Here is a 20,308-nt window from a genome sequence, read left to right on the forward strand (position 1 = left end):
CTCTTCTATTGATTCATCAGGATTGCTTCATTTTTTCACGAAGCACCATTTGCAGGATGCCGCCATGGCGGTAGTAATCAATCTCAACTTCGCTATCGAAGCGGACGACTGCTTCAAATGTTGTTACATTACCGTCTTCATTGATTGCTCTTACTGTGACAAGGTCACGAGGGCGAACGGTTTCATCAACATCAACCTCGATGACTTCTTTACCAGTTAAGCCGAGTGTTTCCGCATTTTCACCTTGTTTAAATTGAAGCGGCAGCACACCCATGAATACAAGGTTGCTTCTGTGAATTCTTTCAAAGCTCTCAGCAATTACCGTTCTGATGCCGAGAAGGTTTGTTCCTTTTGCAGCCCAGTCACGTGAAGATCCCATACCATAGTCTTTTCCGGCTAACACGACAAGACCGGTTTTATCTTCTTTATATCTCATGCACGCATCGTAGATCGATGTTACTTCACCAGTTGGCCAGTACGTTGTATATCCGCCTTCTGTTCCCGGCGCGATTTGGTTTTTGATGCGGATGTTTGCAAATGTCCCTCTCATCATCACTTCATGGTTTCCGCGGCGGGAACCATAGGAGTTAAAGTCGCGAGGTGAAACACCTTTCTCCTGCAAGTACTTACCGGCAGGCGTATCTTTTCCGATTGCCCCTGCTGGAGAAATATGGTCGGTTGTGACTGAATCGCCAAATTTGCCGACAACACGAAGACCTTTTAATGGCTCAACCTTGCCTGGTTCCACAGACATTTCTTCGAAGAATGGCGGGTTCTGAATGTAAGTAGACTCGCTATCCCATTTATATAAAGCTTCATCTGTTGTTTCAATCTCGTTCCAGCGCTTGTTATCATCAAATACCGTTTCATATTCTTTGCGGAAGAGCTCAGGTGTTACAGTTTGCTTAACAAGTGAATTAATTTCGTCCATTGACGGCCAAATATCATTAAAGTAAACGTTTTGACCATCTTTGCCCACGCCGATCGGATCGGTTTTTAGGTTAATGTTCACCGTTCCAGCCAGTGCATACGCCACAACAAGCGGCGGGGAAGCAAGATAGTTGCCTTTAACAAGCGGGTGAATACGCCCTTCAAAGTTACGGTTTCCGGAAAGAACAGATGTAATCAGAAGATCGTTTTTCGCAACCGCTTCTTCGATTTCTGGTGAAAGCGGTCCTGAGTTTCCGATACATGTTGTACATCCGTATCCAACGAGGTTAAAACCAAGCTCTTTCATGTATGGAAGAAGGCCTGAATTCACAAGATACCCTGTAACGACTTTTGAACCCGGTGCAAGTGACGTTTTCACATAATTAGGCACCTTAAGCCCTAATTCAACCGCTTTTTTCGCCACAAGTCCGGCGCCGATCAAAACGTACGGGTTTGATGTATTCGTACAGCTTGTAATCGCAGCAATCGCGATTGCACCCGTTTTCATAACTGTTTCTTCGCCGTTGAGAAGTTTAAACTTAATTTCTTTATCCTCTTCTTCAGCATTTAAACCGAACCCTTGGTTACCCGCAGGGCTGACTAAGTGCTTTTTAAACGTTTCCTGCATAGCAGAAAGCGGGATTAAATCCTGAGGACGTTTTGGACCTGATAAGTTTGCTTCAATTTGAGACAGGTCAATTTCAACCACATCAGTAAATTGAGGGTCTTCAGCATCAGGAGTATAGAACAAGCCATTGCTTCTGCAGTATGCTTCGACAACATCAATATGTTCTGGATCACGGCCTGTCAGTCGCAAGTAGTTAAGCGCTTCTTCGTCTACTGGGAAGAATCCGCATGTAGCACCATATTCCGGAGCCATGTTCGCAATAGTTGCGCGATCTGCAAGCGGCAGTTCAGCAACTCCCGGCCCGAAGAATTCAACAAACTTTCCGACAACGCCTTTTTCGCGCAGCACCTGTGTCACTTTTAACGCTAAGTCAGTTGCTGTTGTTCCGTTTGGAAGCTTGCCGACAAGTTTCGCGCCGATTACCTCAGGAACAGGGAAGTAAGAAGGCTGTCCAAGCATTCCCGCTTCAGCTTCAATTCCGCCGACACCCCAGCCAAGAACGCCGATTCCGTTAATCATTGTTGTGTGGGAGTCTGTTCCGACAAGCGTATCAGGATACGTTACAAGCTCGCCGTCTTCTTCAATGGCATGAACGACACTTGCCAGGAACTCGAGGTTTACCTGGTGCACGATCCCTGTTGCAGGCGGCACTGCCTGATAGTTGTTAAACGCTTTCTTTGCCCAGCTTAAAAATTTGTAGCGCTCTGCATTTCTTTCGAATTCTAAATCCATATTAACAGCTAGCGCATCTTCTGTGCCCGCTTTATCAACCTGTACAGAGTGGTCAATAACGAGATCAACAGGAATTTCAGGATTAATTTTATCTGGATCTCCGCCTACAGCTGCCATTGCTTTACGCAGTGAAGCAAGGTCTACTACTGCCGGAACCCCAGTGAAGTCTTGTAAAATTACACGAGACGGTTTGAACGGAACGTCGATTTCCTTCAATTCGGCAGTTCCCCATTTTGCCAAATTTTCCACGTGCTCTTTTTTAATGACGAATCCGTCAACTTGACGCAATACTGATTCTAAAAGAACTTTGATGGAATAAGGAAGTTTCGAAACTTTCCCGATACCTGAATCCTCTAACGCCTTTAAAGAGTAGTAATGATATGTTTTCCCATTAGTAGTAAACGTTTTTCTCGCTTGGAAAACGTCTTTTGCTGCTGTTTTTTGCTCGTTTGCCATTCTCCAAAATCCCCCTTCAGATCAGATCATTCTCAGATGAATGTTACATTCCATCACAATTTTCTCACAATTTCATATTAAAACAAAATCATACATAAGTAAATATCAATGTTTTTATTAAATACAATAAGTTCGGCTTATGAGACTAATGTACCGGTAATTATTGCTGTTTATGCTCTCTCATATATCATCACAAAAGGAGCCATATTATGATTGAGGTGATAATGATGGTCAAAAGAAAAGCAAATCACGTCATTAACGGAATGAATGACGCGAAAAGCCAAGGCAAAGGCGCCGGCTACATCGAAAACGACCAGCTTGTACTGACTGAGGCTGAACGCCAAAATAATAAAAAAAGAAAAACCAATCAATAACTTCGGACTCTTTTAAGGAGGTTCTCATTTTATGACCAATAAAAATACAAGTAAAGATATGCATAAAAACGCCCCTAAAGGACACAATCCGGGCCAGCCGGAGCCTCTGAGCGGAAGCAAAAAAGTGAAGAACCGAAACCACACAAGACAGAAGCACAACTCAAGCCATGATATGTAAGAAAAGCAGACCTAAGTGTCTGTTTTTTTATGCGTTCACCCATTTCTCAACCTCCGCATATGATGGAAAGCAAGGTTGATATGTGGAGGGAATGCTTCCATGACCCATTCAAAACGTAATGATGCTAATGATTTCGATGGTATGGATGAGTGGCTTCGGCAATTTTTTGAAGACCCCTTTGCCTGGTACGACGAAACATTGCCTATTGATTTATATGAAACAAGTCAGCAGTATATTATTGAAGCGGATCTGACGTTTTTAAAGCCGACACAAGTAACGGTTACCCTGTCCGGATGCGAGTTCATTTTGACAGTCAAATCATCAGGACAGACGTTTGAAAAACAAATGATGCTTCCTTTTTATTTAAATGACAAAACCATTCAAACTGAATGCGAAAACCAAATACTCACAGTTGCCGTCAATAAAGAAACAGAAGATGGTTCTTCTTTTTCTCTTCAATTTCCTCTCAGCTAAACATAAAAAGTCACTTTCATCCCCTATTATGAAAGTGACTTTTTTTCCGTCCGTTTATCGTCAAATACCCTCTAGTGACTCTCCCATGGCCAAATAGCAGATTCACTATACAATAAAATATGATCTACTATCTCTTTTGACTAGACGTCTATCACTTTTTTCTATTCTTTTTTTACTGTGTTCTTCTATTCTCTCTTCGTATACAATATGGTTAGAATAAGGGGGAATGATTAATGCTTGAAGGCTGGTTTTTGTGGTTTATTCTGTTTTGGGTGATCACGATGGTTGTCTTATTATCAATCGGCGGCTTTTTTATGTTTCGAAAGTTTCTAAAGCGTTTACCAAAAGAAGACGGCAGGTCAGAGCTTGATTGGCAGGATTACTATATCGAAAAAAGCAGGCATCTGTGGAGCAATGAAAACAAACAATTTCTGAATGAATTGGTATCGCCTGTTCCGGAACTGTTCAGAGATGCCGCAAAAGCCAAAATCGCAGGTAAAATAGGTGAGCTAGCATTAAAAGAAAAGGTATCAAAGATTGATCAGCAACTGATGATCAGAGGCTATATTCTCGCAACTCCTAAAAGAGACCATACCTTCTTAAAAAGACATCTGCGAGACAAAAATATCGATCTCGAACCTTATCAGACCCTTCTTAAATAAAAAAACCTTTCCTGACAGGTGGAAAGGTTTTTTAATTCATTTGAATATTAGCTGACTGCAGTTCATTATGAAGTTTTCGATATGATAAATACATGGCGATTCTCCACGGCACAATCATACCGAATGCCAGAATCCAAAACATTCCGCTCAATGCGCCGTAATCAATTGATGTGCTCAAAATTGATTTCATCACGATTCTGATCACTAAAAGACCGACTAATATAAAGACAAATGCTTTAGAGCGCTTCAAGTAAATTTCATTATTCTTAATTTCAAACTTAGACGTTTTGATTAGAAAAATAGAGAAAATCACGCCTAAGGTGATGGCTTCTAAAAACTCTGCACCAGTGACCCAAAATACCGGAAATAAAAACATTAACGCTCCCGTACTCATAAAAATCGGCGGAAGAATGATTTTTTTCGGTGAAACGGGCTTGTCAGATGACTTTATTCTGACCACCATCACAGCTACAGCCATTAACACAGCAATAATCGATGAAATTATAATCATCATACATATCATTCCTTTGTTTCTCGGAGTGTGATACTATATACTATACTCCAAAACAATAAAAAAAACCAATTTCAAAAGAAATGACTTTAATGCCCCATAACGCGGCTAACAGCTTCTAACACTTTTGATTCCTCGAACGGCTTGACAATAAAGTCCTTCGCCCCCAGTTCAATTGCTTCAGCTACAATTCTTTGCTGGCGCATGGCAGTGCACATAATGACCTTCGCTTTAGGGTCAAAGGTTAAGATGTCACGAAGCGCTTTAATGCCGTTTTTCACTGGCATTGTAATATCCATTGTCACAATGTCCGGCCGAAGTTTTTTATACAGGTCCGCTGCTTGCTCACCGTCCGCTGCTTCGCCTGCGATTATGTAATTTGCCTCTTCCAAGATCTCTCTGATTTTCACTCTCATGAACTTGGCGTCGTCTACAACTAAAACTCTTGTCATATTCCCCTCCAAAAAACGATTTCCACAGATAATAGTCTTATTGTACCAAAAACAAAAGGTTTAGTAGTAGTTCGAAAGTAATTTACCGTCAAAAACCAGTAAATCCCCCAAATAGATCAGACAGCAAAATAATGATCACACTCATCCAATCAAAGAATAACAGTATACCAATCACAATCATCAAAACGCCTCCCGCTTTCATCATCAAAAGCTGGTTTTTCCTTATCCACTTCAGCTTTGTGATAAAAAAAGACAATAAAAGAAACGGAACAGCAAAGCCGAGTACATATAACAGCATATACGGCACCGCTGAGCCTGGATTTGTCCCTGCAAGCGTGATAACAGCGGCTAAAATCGGACCGGTACATGGCGTCCATCCCGCTGCAAATGCCATTCCGATTAAGACGGAACCTAAAAATCCGGTTGGTTTATGTTTAAAATGGATTCTCCGCTCTTTCATCATTGCCTCAGGCCGGAACACGCCAAGCGTAATGAAACCGAACAAAATAATGAGCAATGCCCCAATTTGCCGAATTGCATCGTGATAATCCCTAAACAGGCTGCCAATAAAGGATGTTCCGTAGCCTAAAGCGATAAAAATGATCGAAAAACCAAGCAAAAAACACAAAGTATGAAACAAGCTTCTTTTCTGCAGCAGCAGCTTTTCGGTTTTCACATCATCCATGCTGACCCCTGTAATATATGACAAGAAAGCTGGGTAAAGCGGCAGGCAGCAAGGCGAAATAAAGGATAAAAACCCCGCTCCGAATGTCAAAAAGTAATTTACATCTCCCATGTCATCATCCCTTCATCATTTGACATACCTTCAAGTTATGACAAAATGATTTCATTTTTTTAACACTTTTGCTTGAAGGATTTCTATTTATAGAAAAAACTTATATAATTTAATTTGACATTGAGATATTGTACTCCTTCTCATTTGAAAATTAGTATAAATATGGATATAATATAAACATTCACTTTTGAAGATCTAATGTATGAAAGGATACATCCCTGTGATTAGAGAGCATCTATTAAATGAAATTGAAAAAAAAAGAGCAGAGCTGCTGCAAATTGTCATGGCGAACGGAATGACATCTCATATTACGATAGAGCTCAGTCAGGAGCTTGACCATCTTCTCATACAATATCAAAAGCAGCGCCTTCGAGCAGTAGCGGGTGATGAATAATTGCAAAATAAAAAACCCGTATAAGGGTTTTTTATTTTATAACCATGTTTCTCTATATCATAATCTTTACGTATTATTTCGTTTGATTATTCATGGCTTTCATCATTTGATTGATTTTCTTTTGAGAAGGTTTCATTCCCATTTGCATCATCATCATGCGTAACATTTGTTCATTAATAGGCGGATTCTTTTTAAGGTAGCTCATCATATATTTACGAGCAATAAAAAACCCGAGTGCAACACCTATGAGCAATGCAACAACGCCCACTAGGATGCCAACCCATAAAGTCATTTTATTTCCTCCTTCATGTTGTCTAGTTTAAAGTGTACTAAACCAAAAGCTATTATACAACATTTACATCTCTTTTTCTTCGGTTTTAGACAAAATTTCTTTCTTTCACCGGATTTAGCCATCCATACCGCTTCGAATTGAAATCCATTGCCAGAAAGCAAGGGCTTACCTTTCTTAACACTTCAAAGAAAATCGTTTCTGCCTCGTAATCTCCCGAAGCCACAATTTCTATCATGTGCTCCTTCATCATAAACGTTGCGTGGCCTTTTGCTTTCGGCAAAGCTATTCTATAAATATAATCCAGCTGCCTGTAATCCGTCTTGTTTAAATTCATTTTTAACCTCTGATGCATATGTAAAATTGGGATTGGCTGTGTAATATATTGAATCTGTTTCTCTGTCATTTCATACTGCTGCTTTTCAAGGCTTGTCCAATGATAGTCTTGAAACAGCTCAAACATAACCGATTCCCGCCCGAAATAGTGATTGGCAAATTCCTCTTTTATCAGGTACGTATAGTAGTGACGTTCCATCTTTTCATCCCCTTTACCAGCAGCATTTCATTTGCTCTCTATTATACAAAAGAAGAAAAGAAAGAATTGTCTATTACTGTTAAACAGCCAATACTATTTTTGTCGGATAAACAAGAAAAAGAGGATGATTTGACTCATCCTCTTTCAAAGACTTACTTATTGATTAATGCCTTAACTCGATTCACTACGTTCTGTACTGAGAAGCCGTATTCGTTAATGATCGTTTCACCAGGAGCAGATGCACCGAAGCGGTCTATGCCGAGAACGTCTCCTTCAAGCCCCGTGTATTTGCCCCATCCAAATGATGAGCCCATTTCAATTGCAAGACGTTTTTTCACATCTGCAGGAAGAACGGCGTTTTTGTACTCATCAGATTGTTTCTCGAAACGATCCATTGAAGGCATGCTGACAACAGAAACATCGATATTTTCTTTTGCCAATTCAGCTTGTGCTTCAATCGCAAGACCTACTTCAGAGCCTGAAGCGATAAGAAGAGCGTCAGGTGTTTCGTTTTTAGATTTAGAAACGACATATGCACCTTTTTCTACTCCTGCCAATGCTTCTTCAGCTGTTTGGTCAATCGTAGGAAGGTTTTGGCGTGTCAATACTAGCGCTGTTGGCTGGTCAGTGCTTTGCACTGCAAGCTTCCATGCTGCCGCTGTCTCATTGCCGTCTGCAGGACGGATCAAGGAAAGATTAGGCATCGCGCGGAGTGAAGCCAGCTGTTCAACAGGCTCGTGCGTCGGTCCGTCTTCACCTACTGCAATACTGTCATGAGTGAAGACATATGTGACAGGAAGACCCATTAATGCTGCAAGGCGAATCGCCGGACGCAGGTAATCAGAGAAAACAAAGAAAGTCCCGCCGAATACGCGAAGTCCGCCATGAAGCGCCATACCATTTAAAGCTGCACCCATCGCAAATTCACGAACACCAAACCAGAAGTTTTTGCCTGAGTAATCAACCGCTGTGAAATCACCGGCATTTTTAATTGTCGTTTTGTTAGATCCAGCTAGGTCAGCAGAACCTCCGACAAAGAAAGGAATTTTTTTCGCAAGCCCGTTGAGAACCTCACCGGAAGATGCACGGGATGCCAGGCTGCTTCCTTTTTCATAAACAGGAACCTCTTGATCCCAGTCCTTCGGAAGCTCTCCTTTGATTGCCAGCTCAAGCTGTTCGGCAAGTTCAGGATAAACTTCTTTATATTTAGCAAATTGGGCATTCCATTCTTGTTCCTTTTTCTCGCCTGATTCTTTAACTGCTGAAGCGAAATGCTCATATACTTCAGACGGAACGTAGAAATCTTCTTCATACGTCCACGCGTAAGCTTCTTTTGTTAATTTGCTTTCCTCTTTACCAAGCGGCGCACCATGAACACCGGATGTGCCGGCACGGTTAGGTGAACCGAATCCAATTGTTGTTTTCACTTCAATTAATGTAGGTTTCTTTTCATTTTGGCGTGCTTTTTCGATAGCCGCTGTTAATTCTTCAATGTTGTTTCCATCCTCGACATAAAGAACTTCCCAATTCATTGCTTCAAAACGCTGCTTCACGTTTTCAGAGAATGAACGGTCAAGATCTCCATCAAGAGAGATGTCATTAGAATCGTATAATACGATCAGACGGCCAAGCTGAAGATGGCCAGCGAGTGAAGCGGCTTCAGAAGAAATACCTTCCATTAAATCACCATCACCGCAAATACTGTATGTATAATGATCGACTACGTTAAATGAATCGCGGTTATAAGTCTCGGCTAAATGGCGTTCAGCAATAGCCATTCCGACCGCCATGGCAATTCCTTGACCAAGAGGCCCTGTAGTTGCATCGACACCGGCAGTATGTCCGAATTCTGGATGTCCAGGTGTTTTACTGCCCCACTGGCGGAATCCCTTTAGATCTTCGATGCTAAGATCAAACCCGCTTAAATGAAGCATGCTGTATAAAAGTGCTGATCCGTGTCCAGCAGATAAAACAAAACGGTCACGGTTAAACCAGCCAGGATTTGCCGGACTTACATTCATAAATTTTGTCCACAGCGTGTATGCCATTGGAGCGGCCCCCATTGGCATCCCTGGGTGACCAGAATTTGCTTTTTCAATTGCGTCTATTGACAGTGTGCGAATGGTAGCAACTGATTTTTTTTCAATTGTATCCATAAAAATCCCCTTCCTTATGTGTTGTACCCTTACATCATAAATGTCTGACGACTTTTTCTCAACTGTTTCAGCTTAAATTTGAGAGAAACTTGTTGAATTTTGTCACATAAAAGTTTTGTTGTAGTATATGCAAAAGAGGAATACGATATTTCCGTATTCCTCTTATATTAGTGAAGTTTGTTATTTCTTTGTTCTCTTTTTAACTTTTCTGGTGTTACATCATTGCCTTCTGGGTCAATGATTTTCACACTTTTTAAAGTGTTTTTCATAGAAGAGCGAAAACCTTTCAGGTACTCTTGTCGGAGCTTTTGCTGTTCGGCTTTTTCTTCTTCTGTCATAACGCCAGCTTTGGCTTTGGCAGCAAGTTCATTAATTCTGGCAATTTTTGCGTTTGAAATCATGTTAAACTCCTTTATTCCAATTTGTCTATATAGTACTAGATCAAAATGAGTTTTACAACTGATTCACTCGGCAGTCTCTTCATTCTCTATGTATTCTTGAAACCGTCTGTGGACGGTCGCTTTAGACACATCATAGCCAAAACCTCTTAACGTAGCCGCAATTTCTGCGAACGTCAGTTTATTGGCTCTTAGGCGGACGATCTCTGAGATGGGGACCTCTATTCTTTCTTTCCCGCTGTTTTCATGTTGGTTTTTCAGGTTTTTTTGCGGTTTAAAACCGTTTTTCACGGCACGCTTCATTCCGCGTTTAATTTTCATGTTGTGAATTTTCCGCTGGTACTCTTCCACAATGCTGACGATCTCCAGCACCATCGAATCAGCCTCTGATAACTCCAGTTCACCTCTGTGAGCCGTTGTATAGACTTTCACACCTTCTCTGTAGATGCAATGAAGCAGTGCGATTTTTGCATTTCCCCGTCCGAGCCTTGTCTCATCCTGAACTAAAATAACATCTATTCCAGAATTTTTGATCTCATCAAGCAGCTCAAATACACCATCCCGATCCATTTCATATCCGCTGGCTTTTTCAGAAATCACTTTGACAACTTCCATGCCGTTCTCGGCTGCAATGGCCGTAAGCTCTTCCTCCTGCCGCTTTAACGAGGTCTCTTGCTGTTCTTTATTTGTGCTCACGCGGGCATAAATGAGTGCTTTCATTTTTTTTCTTTCCTCTCTCTATCTTACAGTTGCCAATTCATAGGCATCCTGATGCTTCTTTTTCAATGGAATCACTAACTCATCTCCCGGCTGGATATCAGACGTCTGAAGATGATTGTTATCAGCTATCCATTGAATAAAATCACTTTTGTTTATCTTTTTTTTATCTGCTACCTGATCCGCAATTGACCAAAGTGTGTCGCCTTGCTGGACTTCTATTTTAACATACTGATTAAGCTCCTGGCCGCTGCTTGTATATGACAGCAAAAGGATAACCGCGCTCAAAATCACTGTGAACAGACCGACAAAAATAATAGATTCTTTACTCATGATCATAACCTCCAACAGGAATGTTTGTTCGCTTTTTATAGTTTCAGTATATACGAACAAACGTTTCTGTCAATTGTTTTTTTCGAACCTATGTTTGTACTGTAAGGAAAATCATGCTATAATCTTCTTAAAATCGACGTTTTGAGGTGCGAAAAATGACGAAGCTATCAAAAAGGCAACTTGATATCCTCCGTTTTATTAAAGCAGAGGTTAAATCAAAAGGATATCCGCCTTCCGTAAGAGAAATCGGAGAGGCTGTCGGGCTTGCTTCCAGTTCAACTGTCCACGGCCATTTGGCACGTTTGGAAACAAAAGGGCTGATTAGACGGGATCCGACAAAACCAAGAGCGATAGAAATTCTAGATGAAGAAGTAGACATTCCGCAAAGCCAGGTCGTTAATGTACCGGTCATCGGAAAAGTCACAGCGGGTTCTCCTATTACAGCAGTAGAAAATATTGAAGAATATTTTCCGCTTCCTGACCGTATGGTTCCCCCGGATGAGCATGTATTTATGCTGGAGATTATGGGAGACAGTATGATTGATGCTGGTATTCTCGATAAGGATTATGTCATCGTTAAACAGCAAAACACTGCGAACAACGGGGAAATTGTAGTGGCGATGACAGAAGATGACGAAGCTACGGTAAAGCGTTTCTATAAAGAAGATACTCATATTCGCTTACAGCCTGAAAACCCAACGATGGAACCTATCATCTTACAGAATGTCAGCATTCTAGGCAAGGTGATTGGCGTGTTCAGAACGGTCCATTAACCTATTGATCTATCATTATGAAATAACCCCCTCTTCCTTTACGGAGAGGGGGTTTGTTGTTCAAAAAAAGCAGGCTCGCCCTGACTTTTAGGAGCGAGCCTGAATAGGAGGAAAAAGAACATCATGTTTACACCATAATTATCCATCAAACAATTGTTGAAGTCAAGAAATTTTCTTTCCTTTAGGAAACTTTTATCAGAATGCTATCTGTTTAAATAATTAGACGGCATCTTCTTAAAAATGTTTCATTCTTTTAGGGCGTGGAATGATTAGGCTTAAAGTTTATTTAAGGAGCGTAAAAATTGAATTATTGTGAAAATTTAGTACATAGTATAGTTAGTTCAGTTTTTTCTAAAAAAACAGCTCACTCTCCTTTATTATAGTGAGCTTAACGTTTCAATATGTTCAGCTTATTAGCACCCGTGTGTCGGTTTTTATGTTGAGTTCCAGACTTTATGGTAAATGGCATCACAAAATCGTTAATACCAGTGCTGGTTCAGTTTTTTTCAATCACTTTATGTTAAGTTTGTTCATTCATAAAATTCCATATGTGTTTTTTCCTGTTTGTAATAACAAAGTCTGTCTTGAAGGGTTCCGGTATGAAATTCAAATTTATGGCCGTCAGGGTCTGTAAAATAAATCGATTTTCGATCGCGTTCATCTCGTTCTCTGCCAGGCAGAATATTGACATGATGCCTATTTAATTTTGCTGATATGTCCTCAAAATCCCGCTCTTCAATCGTAAAAGCAATATGGGTGTAAGACGCCTTAATGTCATTTCTCGGAATGTCTGGTTCTTCATTAAGCGCAAGCCAAATGCCATTTAAATCAAAATAAGCTGTCGTTCTGCCCTTTACCAGAAGCTTGGCATCAAACACGTTTTCATAAAAATCAATTGAAGAATCCAGATGAGAAACTGAAAATAACAAATGATTGAGTCCTTTGACCTTCACAAATCATCCCCCCTTGCAAGCTAATCATCTATATGTACGATTGTTTACTTGGAAAGTTTCATACCGCAGCAAAAAATACCAGTGTAAACAAAATCGGATTGTTCAAAATAATAACTGCAACTAATTAGGCTTTACGAGCCAGGAGTTTCCTCAAAAATAACAATTTAGGTGGTCAAATGAAACATATCATTGCACTTGCTTCCAAGATTGCTCTCACTCTTGCCCTTTTATATGTGATTCTGGACAGATTCTATCACGCACCCTTTTTAAGCGTGCTGTTTATTGCATTTTTCTTAGGCTTTGTCTCTTATCTTTCCGGTGACATGATCGTCCTTCCGAGAACAAACAATATTACAGCTTCATTGGCTGACTTTGGACTTTCATTTGTTATTCTTTGGGTCTTTGTTTTGACCCAAACAAGAAATGATTTCTCACCGTTTGCAGCCGCTCTTCTCTCCGCTGCCTGTCTTACTGTATTTGAATATTTTTTTCATCGGTATTTGCTGAAAAATGTACTGGATGAAACCTTCCGAAATGAGCTGACAGCCAAGGATAACACTCTGCAATATCAAACAGAAGCCGCAGGCGAGCTGTTTCCTGACGTTCCAAAAGAGCAGCAAGAGGAGTAGGAGGCTGGCTGATCGCCTCCTATTTTTCAGTAGTTGCTTTTTAAAAAGCTGGACATCACTTCTGTAAAATCATAAAACCTCTCATTTTGAGTACCAGATCTGCTTTCTAAAGAAAAGATGCCGAACATAGATTTTCTAAAACCCGTGCTCATTTCTAACTGGATACTCAGACCTGTTTTTGATTTGTTTGCAATGTTATTCGGACTTACGCCCGCATGAGGATGGTCGGTACTGAGCAATACGGCAGGAAAACCAGCATTTTGCAGCTTTTCAACTAAGTCTGCCGCTCTTACGCGATCTGTACCGCCGACCTCGATCTGCTGATCTTCTTCTGCATACCCGTGTAATGAAATGACATAGTCATGACTTCCCGTCATCTTCAGGGCCCGAGGCTCATCAAAATGCGTGCTTGTAATATGCAGCACTGAGTTTCCTGACGATTGTAAGCCTTCAAATAAATACATCGAATACTCTTTGCTGAGCTCTCTCGCTATTTCACTTGTCCCGCCTTCAATACCTCCTCCATGAATCGCTAAAACAAGGACAGAGCTGCCGGCTTCCTTCGTAACAATGCCGTAATCAGAAGGATCTTCATTGTTTTTTAATTCCTCAAAATTCTGATATACATCTTCAGCATATATTGAAGAAATCGGAGTGAACACCATAATAACAAACAACAATTTTACAATTTTAAGAGTTGATGGAAAACGTTTGGCTATGTTACAATCAACATGCTTCAAGGAATGGAGCAAACGGCGGAGCAGGGATACTTTGGCCGGTTTCATCTACTCCGCCTCTAAGTCCAAAACAGGATGTCGGTTTCTTTGAGGCTTTAGCACGAATTCTCTCGTCCTCCTTGTTAAATTTTTGTTAAATTCACAATATTATATACCATTAGCCCGGGCGCTGTTCTTCTCATTTTTGAATTTATGAAAAGTATGTGGCACCACCTTTCCCCCAATTCCCATATCAAACAGAAAAAAACGCACCTGCCCTTTGGCCTGTGCATTTTTACTTTTTTTTCATTCTTCTTTTCTTTGCTTTATTCAGTTTCATGATATTTTTTTCAATTATTTTTATTCTTCGCCTTTGCGGAATTGTTTTCACTTCACGATAAACAGCGATAAAACCGCTTAATGTCACTGCTGTGATGTAAAGGACACGGCTTTTAATAAACCGGTCAGCGCGTCCATGAACAGCCGCCTCTTTTTCCAGCCTCTCGATCACATCTTTATCAAACAGCTGATCGACATACACTTGTTTCACTCCCACTGCAAATCCCGCAGCCAGCCAAAGAATCAGAAATAAACTGATATAAAACATGATAATATCCTTCCTTTCCGATCTAGATGCCGAATGGGAATGCGGCTGATCAAATCGTCAAACAGCGTCAGACGAAGCCCCCTTTTTTGTATTAGGTTCTTACATTTGGGCGGGCAATATGTGTGATGCTGTAATGAACGGTTAAAAATTTTAATCCAAACAGCCACATATGATGAACAGCGGTTAATCTATTGTCATGAGCAGCTATCAGAAAGGTTTCAGATAAAGGAAGCGGACAAGTTCCCGCTCCGGTTTGCAGATAAATCCCCTCATCTCCTGCTCCGCTTTTTCTCCGTCTGCTTGTCAAAACCAGCTTCTCCTGATGATGATAAGGCTTTAAAATGCCTGTCATGCTGCTGAATGGAAGCGGGAGACAGATGTTCATATACCCTTCTCCGTTTGAACGATACACTGAATATAGTGCGGTAAAAATGGTTTCGTTTTTTTCATTTGTTCTGATCCAGGCACGCACTTTGTTTCTTCCGTCTTTTTTCGAATTGACACCTTTTATTGTACTGTACATTCTATACCAGTCAGGGTTCGTTGACAGATGGAGCTGGCCGGTTCGCCTGCTGAACCATTCGTAAGCAATTGCAAACGGCCGAAACCACATGCTCCACATCACTTTTGCTTTTACATCATAATCAATGGTTTGTTCATAAAATGATACAATGAGCGGTGCAAGTCTTTCTGGTGAAAAATCTTTTGAACGAAGGCTTCCCATATCATCCACAAGCCCTCTGTATCGAGCATTACTTTCGGCTTGAATGTTAGCTAAAAAGTCTTTTCCTATCCTTCTTTTTCCGTAGATACGGCTGAATGTCTTTACGCTGTCAGCATCTAAAGCCTTCGGAGCTTCTATTCTCCATCCTATGAGAGCGGGCAATATAACAGCGAACGCGTTGACAAAACCGTGAATCCAAATCATCTGATGAATCGTCAATGTTATTTCTTGACGAAATACACCAAATGAATAAATCATCGAGAAAGTGATCGTGATCATTAAAACGGCCGAGGAAAGCCGAATAAGAATTTTCCCCGTCTTGCTGCGAAAAGCTGTGGTGAACACCAAAAAAGCGTGAAGATAAAGCGCCGCCATATAGATGCCAACCGCAATGACATCAAGTGTTTTTGAATATGTAATGCCAAGCGCGATAAGAAGGGGCGACAGCAAAATCACCCATGTTATCCAACTGTGCAACATTCGATTTTTTCTGGTGATTCTTCCAAGCAAGCCGTTAAAGATCGGGATCAGAAAAGCTGAATAGTGAAAGTGGACAGCCGTCAGCAAGATGATGAGAGAACCAAATTGCATGATCTGCAAATGTGCAGCATAAGCAACAAACCAAAATCCTCCACCCGCCAAATAGATAAGCCCAAACAAAACTGATGTCTCTTCAATTCTATGTATCTTTGTTTTCCAAAGACGAAGAATCCCGTACAATGCCAGAAAAACGGTGTACATCCACCAGATCAGAGCGAAACCTCCGTTGTCTGTCACAAGAGCGAGCATCGCAAAGAAAGCGGCTGCCGGATAGCACTGTATTAACCAAGGTTCCAGGGATTGAGCAGCCCGAAGCGGTGATTGACGAAAGACAAAAGGAAAAATTCCCGGCACGAAAAACAGTATAGATAACAAAACGAGTGCCTCTGCCACTGATATATGGGGTGCTTCCGCTGCAAGAAATCCTATAAAGCAAAGCGTACTGATTATGCCATTTCGTTTTAGCATGTTTCTCTCTCTTCTTCCTGAAACGTTCCTTTATAAAAGAAAAGAGTGCCGAGAATGGTATTTTGCACATGCACTTGAATGGTGAAGCAATTCTTGCTTTCGTCAAACGTTTCGCAAACAACGGATGTACCGGTCAGCCATTTGGGCAGTGGTATTCTTTTGCCGCCTATCAACAGCCATTGCTTTCCCGACGTAATCGTAAGAGAGCCGTCAGGAGATGCCTCGAATGCTAAAACAGACAGCAGAAGATGAGGTCTGCCAAAGAAATCTAGTATTCTGTCTTCTTTTTCGTCGTATACCATTATCGCGTCAAAAAAACGTTTTTTGCCTTTGAAAAAGAATGTACGATTCCATTCTATCCCGACCTGTTCCTGATTCAAAAGACAAGTTCTATTTTGTATCATAAAAGGAATATCTCTGCCTCTTTCTGAAAAGAAGCATCTAAAAAAAACACCCAGCTTTAACAGCATTCTAACCAGAAAAGAGCCCCCGCTTATTTCTGACATCGTTCCTGTCCCGCTGAATGTATGAGATGCATCTAATTGATAGCGTTTTTGCAGCTTGGGGTGGAGCATATGATAGTTATTGATCGTTTTTTCATAAATCGAACTCACAATGTCACTTCTTTCTCTTTCGTTTTGTGTGCCGGGCACTGGGGAGTTGAAGACTAAGAACGCCGCTTACCGCAGAAAAGACACTCAACAGAATCAATAAAAATGCCTCAGAGCCTAGAAAAGCCAATCCAGCAAAAATACAAGCCTGGACAGCATGAATGAACCATTTTCCCTTGAAAGGAATCAACCACAAAATTCCCCATCCTATCTCCGCTGTTCTTGTAAAAATGCTTGTTTCAAGACCTGTAAAGCCTTGATAAAACCAAAACAGACTGAAAAACAGACACATTAATAAATAGACGATAGCAAGTCGAATGAAGCGTTTCGGATGTTTATTTTGCTCAATCCAAAGCCTTAAGGCATCAAAGCTCCATGCGGTTGCCCAGCCGAGCAGCGGCCGAAATAATAAATGATCAATCCATCTTCCCGGCAGTCCGTATGCTGTTTTGTATTGGTACTGTGTTAAAAACGTTATTTTCCCGTTGTCTCGCTGTATGTACTTCCAATAACCGCTGCCATGCTGAATCAGAGATAGCGGATGATCAGAGCCAAAAGCCAGAGAGGAAACTCTTTCCGATGAATATTCGTTAAAAACACCAGCTGTTTCTCCTGTACCTGACACCTTTAATCCAAAGCCTATCCTCGTCTCATAAAGAAACTTCTGCTGCTTATGCAAGTATGTGATATTGGTAAACCGGAGGTCCCATTCCTTATGCAGCGATGGGTTTTGCGTATATTCCCAGAGCTTGTCCAGATCAGATGTCATTTCGATTTCTACATAAATCGGTTTCTGCCTCACAGCCCCTCCTCCCTTCTATTTCAAGCAATTCCTATATTAGCATATTGATCATTATATAAAAGACATATCTCCCAAAAAAAGTATTATCAACCTAAATCATGCATAGAAAAAAGAAGAGATGTTTTCTTCTCTTCTTTTAGAGCTCTTTTTGATTCATTACTGTGTTTTAACTGTACCGTAATGTGTAATTGTGGCATTTACACTGTACGTGATGTCAGCCTTACTGAAGGTGTCATCCCAGTTATTTTTCACCTTTTTCCATAAGTGAGGATGCTTAACTCTTAATGATTCATCAAAACCAGCAACATCTGCTTTATAATCATGCTGGATCTTTGTTAATACATCACCGACTATTTTCTTTATTTCGTTTTCGGTATTTGTTTCAATCCGTTTAATAAACTGGGTATTCAAGGCCTCTTTTGTGTTCCAGTTTTCAACTAAATCCCCTTCTGATTCAATATCGACATGAAATGAAATATCCTTTCCTTTTACGATGGGCTTGATTTTACTTTTTATATAATTGATATCGTACGCAATCACGTGTTTGCTCTTTTTATCATAGCTTTTCACAACTCCGCCTTTTCCTTCCCCGGTAATCCATGTAATCCCCTCAGTTTCATATTCGTTTAAAGTGCCGATCATTTTTTTAGACTTCCCGCTGATTACCGCTGCTCCGGAATATTTGATTGCTCCATTCGCCGCAACCACATTTTGCAGTAAGAAATTGCTCCCGGAATGAAGTTTACCAATAAGTTTCGCGAGTGTCACAGGAGGAAGAATTCTGGAAACTTTATGTTCATTTTCACCTAACCCAACCAGCCGAAAAGCCGGAATTTCACCGCTTTCTTTCAGCTGGAGGGCTTCCCTCGCCTCCCCTTTTGCAGATAAAACGAGACAGCTCAGCCTGATTTCATTATCACGAAAAAATTGATCCAGCATTTCGTTGATAGGATATGTACGCAGCACATCTTCACTCATGACAATAACTTTTAAATGCGGGCTAAACACTTCACGGTCCCTTCTTAACGCAACCTCGCTTCCGATCTGCTGTAACGAATCTCCTGTTTCGCTAATATTAATATATGCTTTTTGTGCTCCTTGTCCGCCACCGCTTCCCCCGCTTGTCCCCGCACCCGCCGCTTTTTCATTAACAAATTGATAGGTCAGCGTTATGTTGTCTTTTTTTGGATAGCTCCCGCCCTCTTCTTTTAACTCTTTTTCAATGTTTGTTTCTTTTCCTTTATCAATTGCGATAGCGAATGTGAGACCAAGCTCTTCTATTTCCCGGCTGCTCCAGCACCCTGTTACGCAAAACATCATCAGACATAATATAACGAGAACGGACACTGGATGTTTTATTTTACTATTCACCTCTTTTCCTCCATTTCGATATGACTAAAAGCAAAATCGGCAAAGCGCCAAATATATACAAAGCCATATGACTGACCATATCGCCCAAAATAAACACATCATTTTCATTTTTCGGCATGCAAGAGAGAATATAAATAACAGGAAGCAGCCCAAACATACATGAAATGGGTTTCTTTTTGAAAACTTGCGAGACGCCTAAAGATGCTGCATAAAAAGTGATAATAAACGTGGCAAAAAGCTGCATAATCCAAATGACTAGCAAAAATGATTCAAACCGTTCAAATATTAAACCCGGTATTTCAAAACTTCTCATCAGGTCAAGCCCCGGCCATGTTCTCGTCACGACACCATCAACTGACAGTGCACCGATGACCATAATCAGTGTAATGATATAAAAACACGTTACAACCCCTGTCCCTATGAATACCGCTTTCACTGCATTCTTCGGCTTCTTCATAAATGCGACTAAAATGAGCATAATTTCTGAACACGTAAATGAAAGGGTCGTTGTTTTAACTCCTTTGAGAACCGGCATGATTCCATTTCCCAATACAGGGCGCAAATTATTGACCTCAAATATACCTATACTCATGAGCGCCACCGTTAAAAAGATGATGACCGTAATCGGAAAGATCATTTCAAAAAGCCGGGCAATGGGATCGAGCCCTTGTGTAATCGAATAAAGCCCAATCCAAAGAACTGTCATAATAATGGCCCAAGCTGGTGTCCCTTCAAGGAGAAAAAACTCAACAATTTCAGACATTACTCTGATTTCAAATGCACCGAGTGCCAGAAAATAAGCAATAAAAACCATACTGATCAAACGGCCGAGCCACTTTCCTACAATATGTCCTGAATATTCATAAAAGGTCTCTTCAGGATACTGCTGGCTTAATTTAACTATTATGATCCCGGCTATTACCGCAATGACTCCGCCTAATAAAACTGAAATCCATCCATCAGGAGATTTCGTTTGTTCTGTTACTGTACGGGGGAGTGTAAGAACTCCGGCAGCCAGCATATAATTAATGATGATAATCGTTGCCTGAGCGGTTGTGATTTTACTGGTTGGGCTGAACATAAGACTCTATCACCATCC

The 20,308-nt window shown here is 40.9% G+C and carries 24 protein-coding genes and 1 pseudogene; 7 read left to right on the forward strand and 18 right to left on the reverse strand.

Going from position 1 to position 20,308, the window contains the following annotated elements; translation table 11 throughout:
- Window positions 1-16: 16 nt before the first annotated feature.
- On the reverse strand, window positions 17-2,746 hold the full coding sequence (acnA, locus tag MOB98_RS05485; RefSeq protein ID WP_268360737.1) for an aconitate hydratase AcnA: 2,730 nt from the start codon (window positions 2,744-2,746) through the stop codon (window positions 17-19).
- Between the two features lie 227 nt (window positions 2,747-2,973).
- Between acnA and sspO the strand changes: the two genes are divergently transcribed.
- The 4 genes and pseudogenes from sspO to MOB98_RS05505 all read left to right on the forward strand — a co-directional run bounded on the left by sspO (window position 2,974) and on the right by MOB98_RS05505 (window position 4,434).
- Window positions 2,974-3,120, forward strand: coding sequence for an acid-soluble spore protein SspO (sspO, locus tag MOB98_RS05490; RefSeq protein ID WP_003244839.1), 147 nt, complete (start codon window positions 2,974-2,976; stop codon window positions 3,118-3,120).
- Between the two features lie 31 nt (window positions 3,121-3,151).
- Complete coding sequence (locus MOB98_RS05495) at window positions 3,152-3,298, forward strand: small acid-soluble spore protein P (protein ID WP_003221237.1); 147 nt, start codon at window positions 3,152-3,154, stop codon at window positions 3,296-3,298.
- Between the two features lie 80 nt (window positions 3,299-3,378).
- Window positions 3,379-3,772 (forward strand): annotated as a pseudogene (cotM, locus tag MOB98_RS05500) (outer spore coat protein CotM).
- Between the two features lie 233 nt (window positions 3,773-4,005).
- A complete protein-coding gene (locus MOB98_RS05505) occupies window positions 4,006-4,434 on the forward strand; it encodes a DUF2621 domain-containing protein (protein WP_268360739.1) in 429 nt (142 codons plus the stop codon).
- A 31-nt stretch (window positions 4,435-4,465) separates the two neighbouring features.
- On the opposite strand, the gene MOB98_RS05510 is transcribed toward MOB98_RS05505, so the two are convergent.
- From MOB98_RS05510 to ccdA, 3 genes are all read right to left on the reverse strand, one after another.
- A complete protein-coding gene (locus MOB98_RS05510; RefSeq protein ID WP_268367283.1) occupies window positions 4,466-4,957 on the reverse strand; it encodes a CcdC family protein in 492 nt (163 codons plus the stop codon).
- A 77-nt stretch (window positions 4,958-5,034) separates the two neighbouring features.
- Window positions 5,035-5,397 carry a response regulator gene (locus tag MOB98_RS05515; RefSeq protein WP_268363045.1) on the reverse strand — a complete coding sequence of 121 codons (363 nt, stop codon included), beginning with the start codon at window positions 5,395-5,397 and terminating at the stop codon, window positions 5,035-5,037.
- Between the two features lie 88 nt (window positions 5,398-5,485).
- Window positions 5,486-6,193 (reverse strand): cytochrome c-type biogenesis protein CcdA, encoded by a 708-nt coding sequence (ccdA, locus tag MOB98_RS05520; protein ID WP_268363046.1) that lies wholly within the window; start codon window positions 6,191-6,193, stop codon window positions 5,486-5,488.
- 220 nt (window positions 6,194-6,413) lie between these two features.
- On the opposite strand from ccdA, the gene ynzD reads away from it, so the two are divergent.
- Window positions 6,414-6,587, forward strand: a complete 174-nt coding sequence (ynzD, locus tag MOB98_RS05525; RefSeq protein ID WP_024121579.1) for an aspartyl-phosphate phosphatase YnzD — start codon at window positions 6,414-6,416, stop codon at window positions 6,585-6,587.
- A 73-nt stretch (window positions 6,588-6,660) separates the two neighbouring features.
- On the opposite strand, the gene MOB98_RS05530 is transcribed toward ynzD, so the two are convergent.
- The 6 genes from MOB98_RS05530 to yneA all read right to left on the reverse strand — a co-directional run bounded on the left by MOB98_RS05530 (window position 6,661) and on the right by yneA (window position 11,021).
- Window positions 6,661-6,879 carry a YneF family protein gene (locus tag MOB98_RS05530; RefSeq protein WP_003221221.1) on the reverse strand — a complete coding sequence of 73 codons (219 nt, stop codon included), beginning with the start codon at window positions 6,877-6,879 and terminating at the stop codon, window positions 6,661-6,663.
- Window positions 6,880-6,964: 85 nt separating this feature from the next.
- Window positions 6,965-7,411, reverse strand: coding sequence for a sporulation inhibitor of replication protein SirA (gene sirA, locus MOB98_RS05535; protein WP_003231591.1), 447 nt, complete (start codon window positions 7,409-7,411; stop codon window positions 6,965-6,967).
- Window positions 7,412-7,563: 152 nt separating this feature from the next.
- On the reverse strand, window positions 7,564-9,567 hold the full coding sequence (gene tkt, locus MOB98_RS05540; protein WP_268367285.1) for a transketolase: 2,004 nt from the start codon (window positions 9,565-9,567) through the stop codon (window positions 7,564-7,566).
- 167 nt (window positions 9,568-9,734) lie between these two features.
- On the reverse strand, window positions 9,735-9,968 hold the full coding sequence (locus MOB98_RS05545) for a DUF896 domain-containing protein (protein WP_071579098.1): 234 nt from the start codon (window positions 9,966-9,968) through the stop codon (window positions 9,735-9,737).
- Between the two features lie 63 nt (window positions 9,969-10,031).
- A complete protein-coding gene (locus MOB98_RS05550) occupies window positions 10,032-10,685 on the reverse strand; it encodes a YneB family resolvase-like protein (RefSeq protein WP_019258523.1) in 654 nt (217 codons plus the stop codon).
- An 18-nt stretch (window positions 10,686-10,703) separates the two neighbouring features.
- On the reverse strand, window positions 10,704-11,021 hold the full coding sequence (gene yneA, locus MOB98_RS05555) for a cell division suppressor protein YneA (RefSeq protein ID WP_268362930.1): 318 nt from the start codon (window positions 11,019-11,021) through the stop codon (window positions 10,704-10,706).
- 149 nt (window positions 11,022-11,170) lie between these two features.
- Here yneA and lexA point away from each other — a divergent pair, with 149 nt between their 5' ends.
- Complete coding sequence (gene lexA, locus MOB98_RS05560) at window positions 11,171-11,788, forward strand: transcriptional repressor LexA (RefSeq protein WP_003238209.1); 618 nt, start codon at window positions 11,171-11,173, stop codon at window positions 11,786-11,788.
- A gap of 530 nt (window positions 11,789-12,318) precedes the next feature.
- Here the strand turns inward: lexA and fosM are convergent.
- Window positions 12,319-12,741 carry a FosM family fosfomycin resistance protein gene (fosM, locus tag MOB98_RS05565; RefSeq protein WP_268362265.1) on the reverse strand — a complete coding sequence of 141 codons (423 nt, stop codon included), beginning with the start codon at window positions 12,739-12,741 and terminating at the stop codon, window positions 12,319-12,321.
- 176 nt (window positions 12,742-12,917) lie between these two features.
- Here fosM and MOB98_RS05570 point away from each other — a divergent pair, with 176 nt between their 5' ends.
- On the forward strand, window positions 12,918-13,370 hold the full coding sequence (locus MOB98_RS05570; RefSeq protein WP_268362263.1) for a YndM family protein: 453 nt from the start codon (window positions 12,918-12,920) through the stop codon (window positions 13,368-13,370).
- A gap of 26 nt (window positions 13,371-13,396) precedes the next feature.
- Here MOB98_RS05570 and MOB98_RS05575 read toward each other — a convergent pair whose 3' ends face one another.
- The 7 genes from MOB98_RS05575 to MOB98_RS05605 form a co-directional block, all read right to left on the reverse strand.
- The gene (locus MOB98_RS05575) at window positions 13,397-14,155 is read right to left on the reverse strand and encodes a poly-gamma-glutamate hydrolase family protein (protein ID WP_268362262.1); all 759 of its coding nucleotides are present in this window, start codon (window positions 14,153-14,155) and stop codon (window positions 13,397-13,399) included.
- A 226-nt stretch (window positions 14,156-14,381) separates the two neighbouring features.
- Entirely contained in the window at window positions 14,382-14,696 is a 315-nt protein-coding gene (locus tag MOB98_RS05580; protein WP_268362271.1) for a hypothetical protein, read from the reverse strand.
- 88 nt (window positions 14,697-14,784) lie between these two features.
- Window positions 14,785-16,425 carry a YndJ family protein gene (locus MOB98_RS05585; protein WP_268367287.1) on the reverse strand — a complete coding sequence of 547 codons (1,641 nt, stop codon included), beginning with the start codon at window positions 16,423-16,425 and terminating at the stop codon, window positions 14,785-14,787.
- Window positions 16,419-17,039: a DUF4166 domain-containing protein gene (locus MOB98_RS05590; protein ID WP_268362260.1), complete on the reverse strand. Its 621-nt coding sequence runs from the start codon at window positions 17,037-17,039 to the stop codon at window positions 16,419-16,421. Before MOB98_RS05590 ends, MOB98_RS05585 begins: the two co-directional genes overlap by 7 nt.
- 4 nt (window positions 17,040-17,043) lie before the next feature.
- Entirely contained in the window at window positions 17,044-17,838 is a 795-nt protein-coding gene (locus MOB98_RS05595) for a hypothetical protein (RefSeq protein ID WP_268362257.1), read from the reverse strand.
- 156 nt (window positions 17,839-17,994) lie between these two features.
- A complete protein-coding gene (locus tag MOB98_RS05600; RefSeq protein ID WP_419901005.1) occupies window positions 17,995-19,158 on the reverse strand; it encodes a Ger(x)C family spore germination protein in 1,164 nt (387 codons plus the stop codon).
- A 43-nt stretch (window positions 19,159-19,201) separates the two neighbouring features.
- Window positions 19,202-20,290, reverse strand: coding sequence for a spore germination protein (locus MOB98_RS05605; RefSeq protein ID WP_268362252.1), 1,089 nt, complete (start codon window positions 20,288-20,290; stop codon window positions 19,202-19,204).
- Between the last annotated feature and the right edge of the window lie 18 nt (window positions 20,291-20,308).

Source organism: Bacillus sp. N13C7 (assembly GCF_026790065.1).
Classification (GTDB): domain Bacteria; phylum Bacillota; class Bacilli; order Bacillales; family Bacillaceae; genus Bacillus.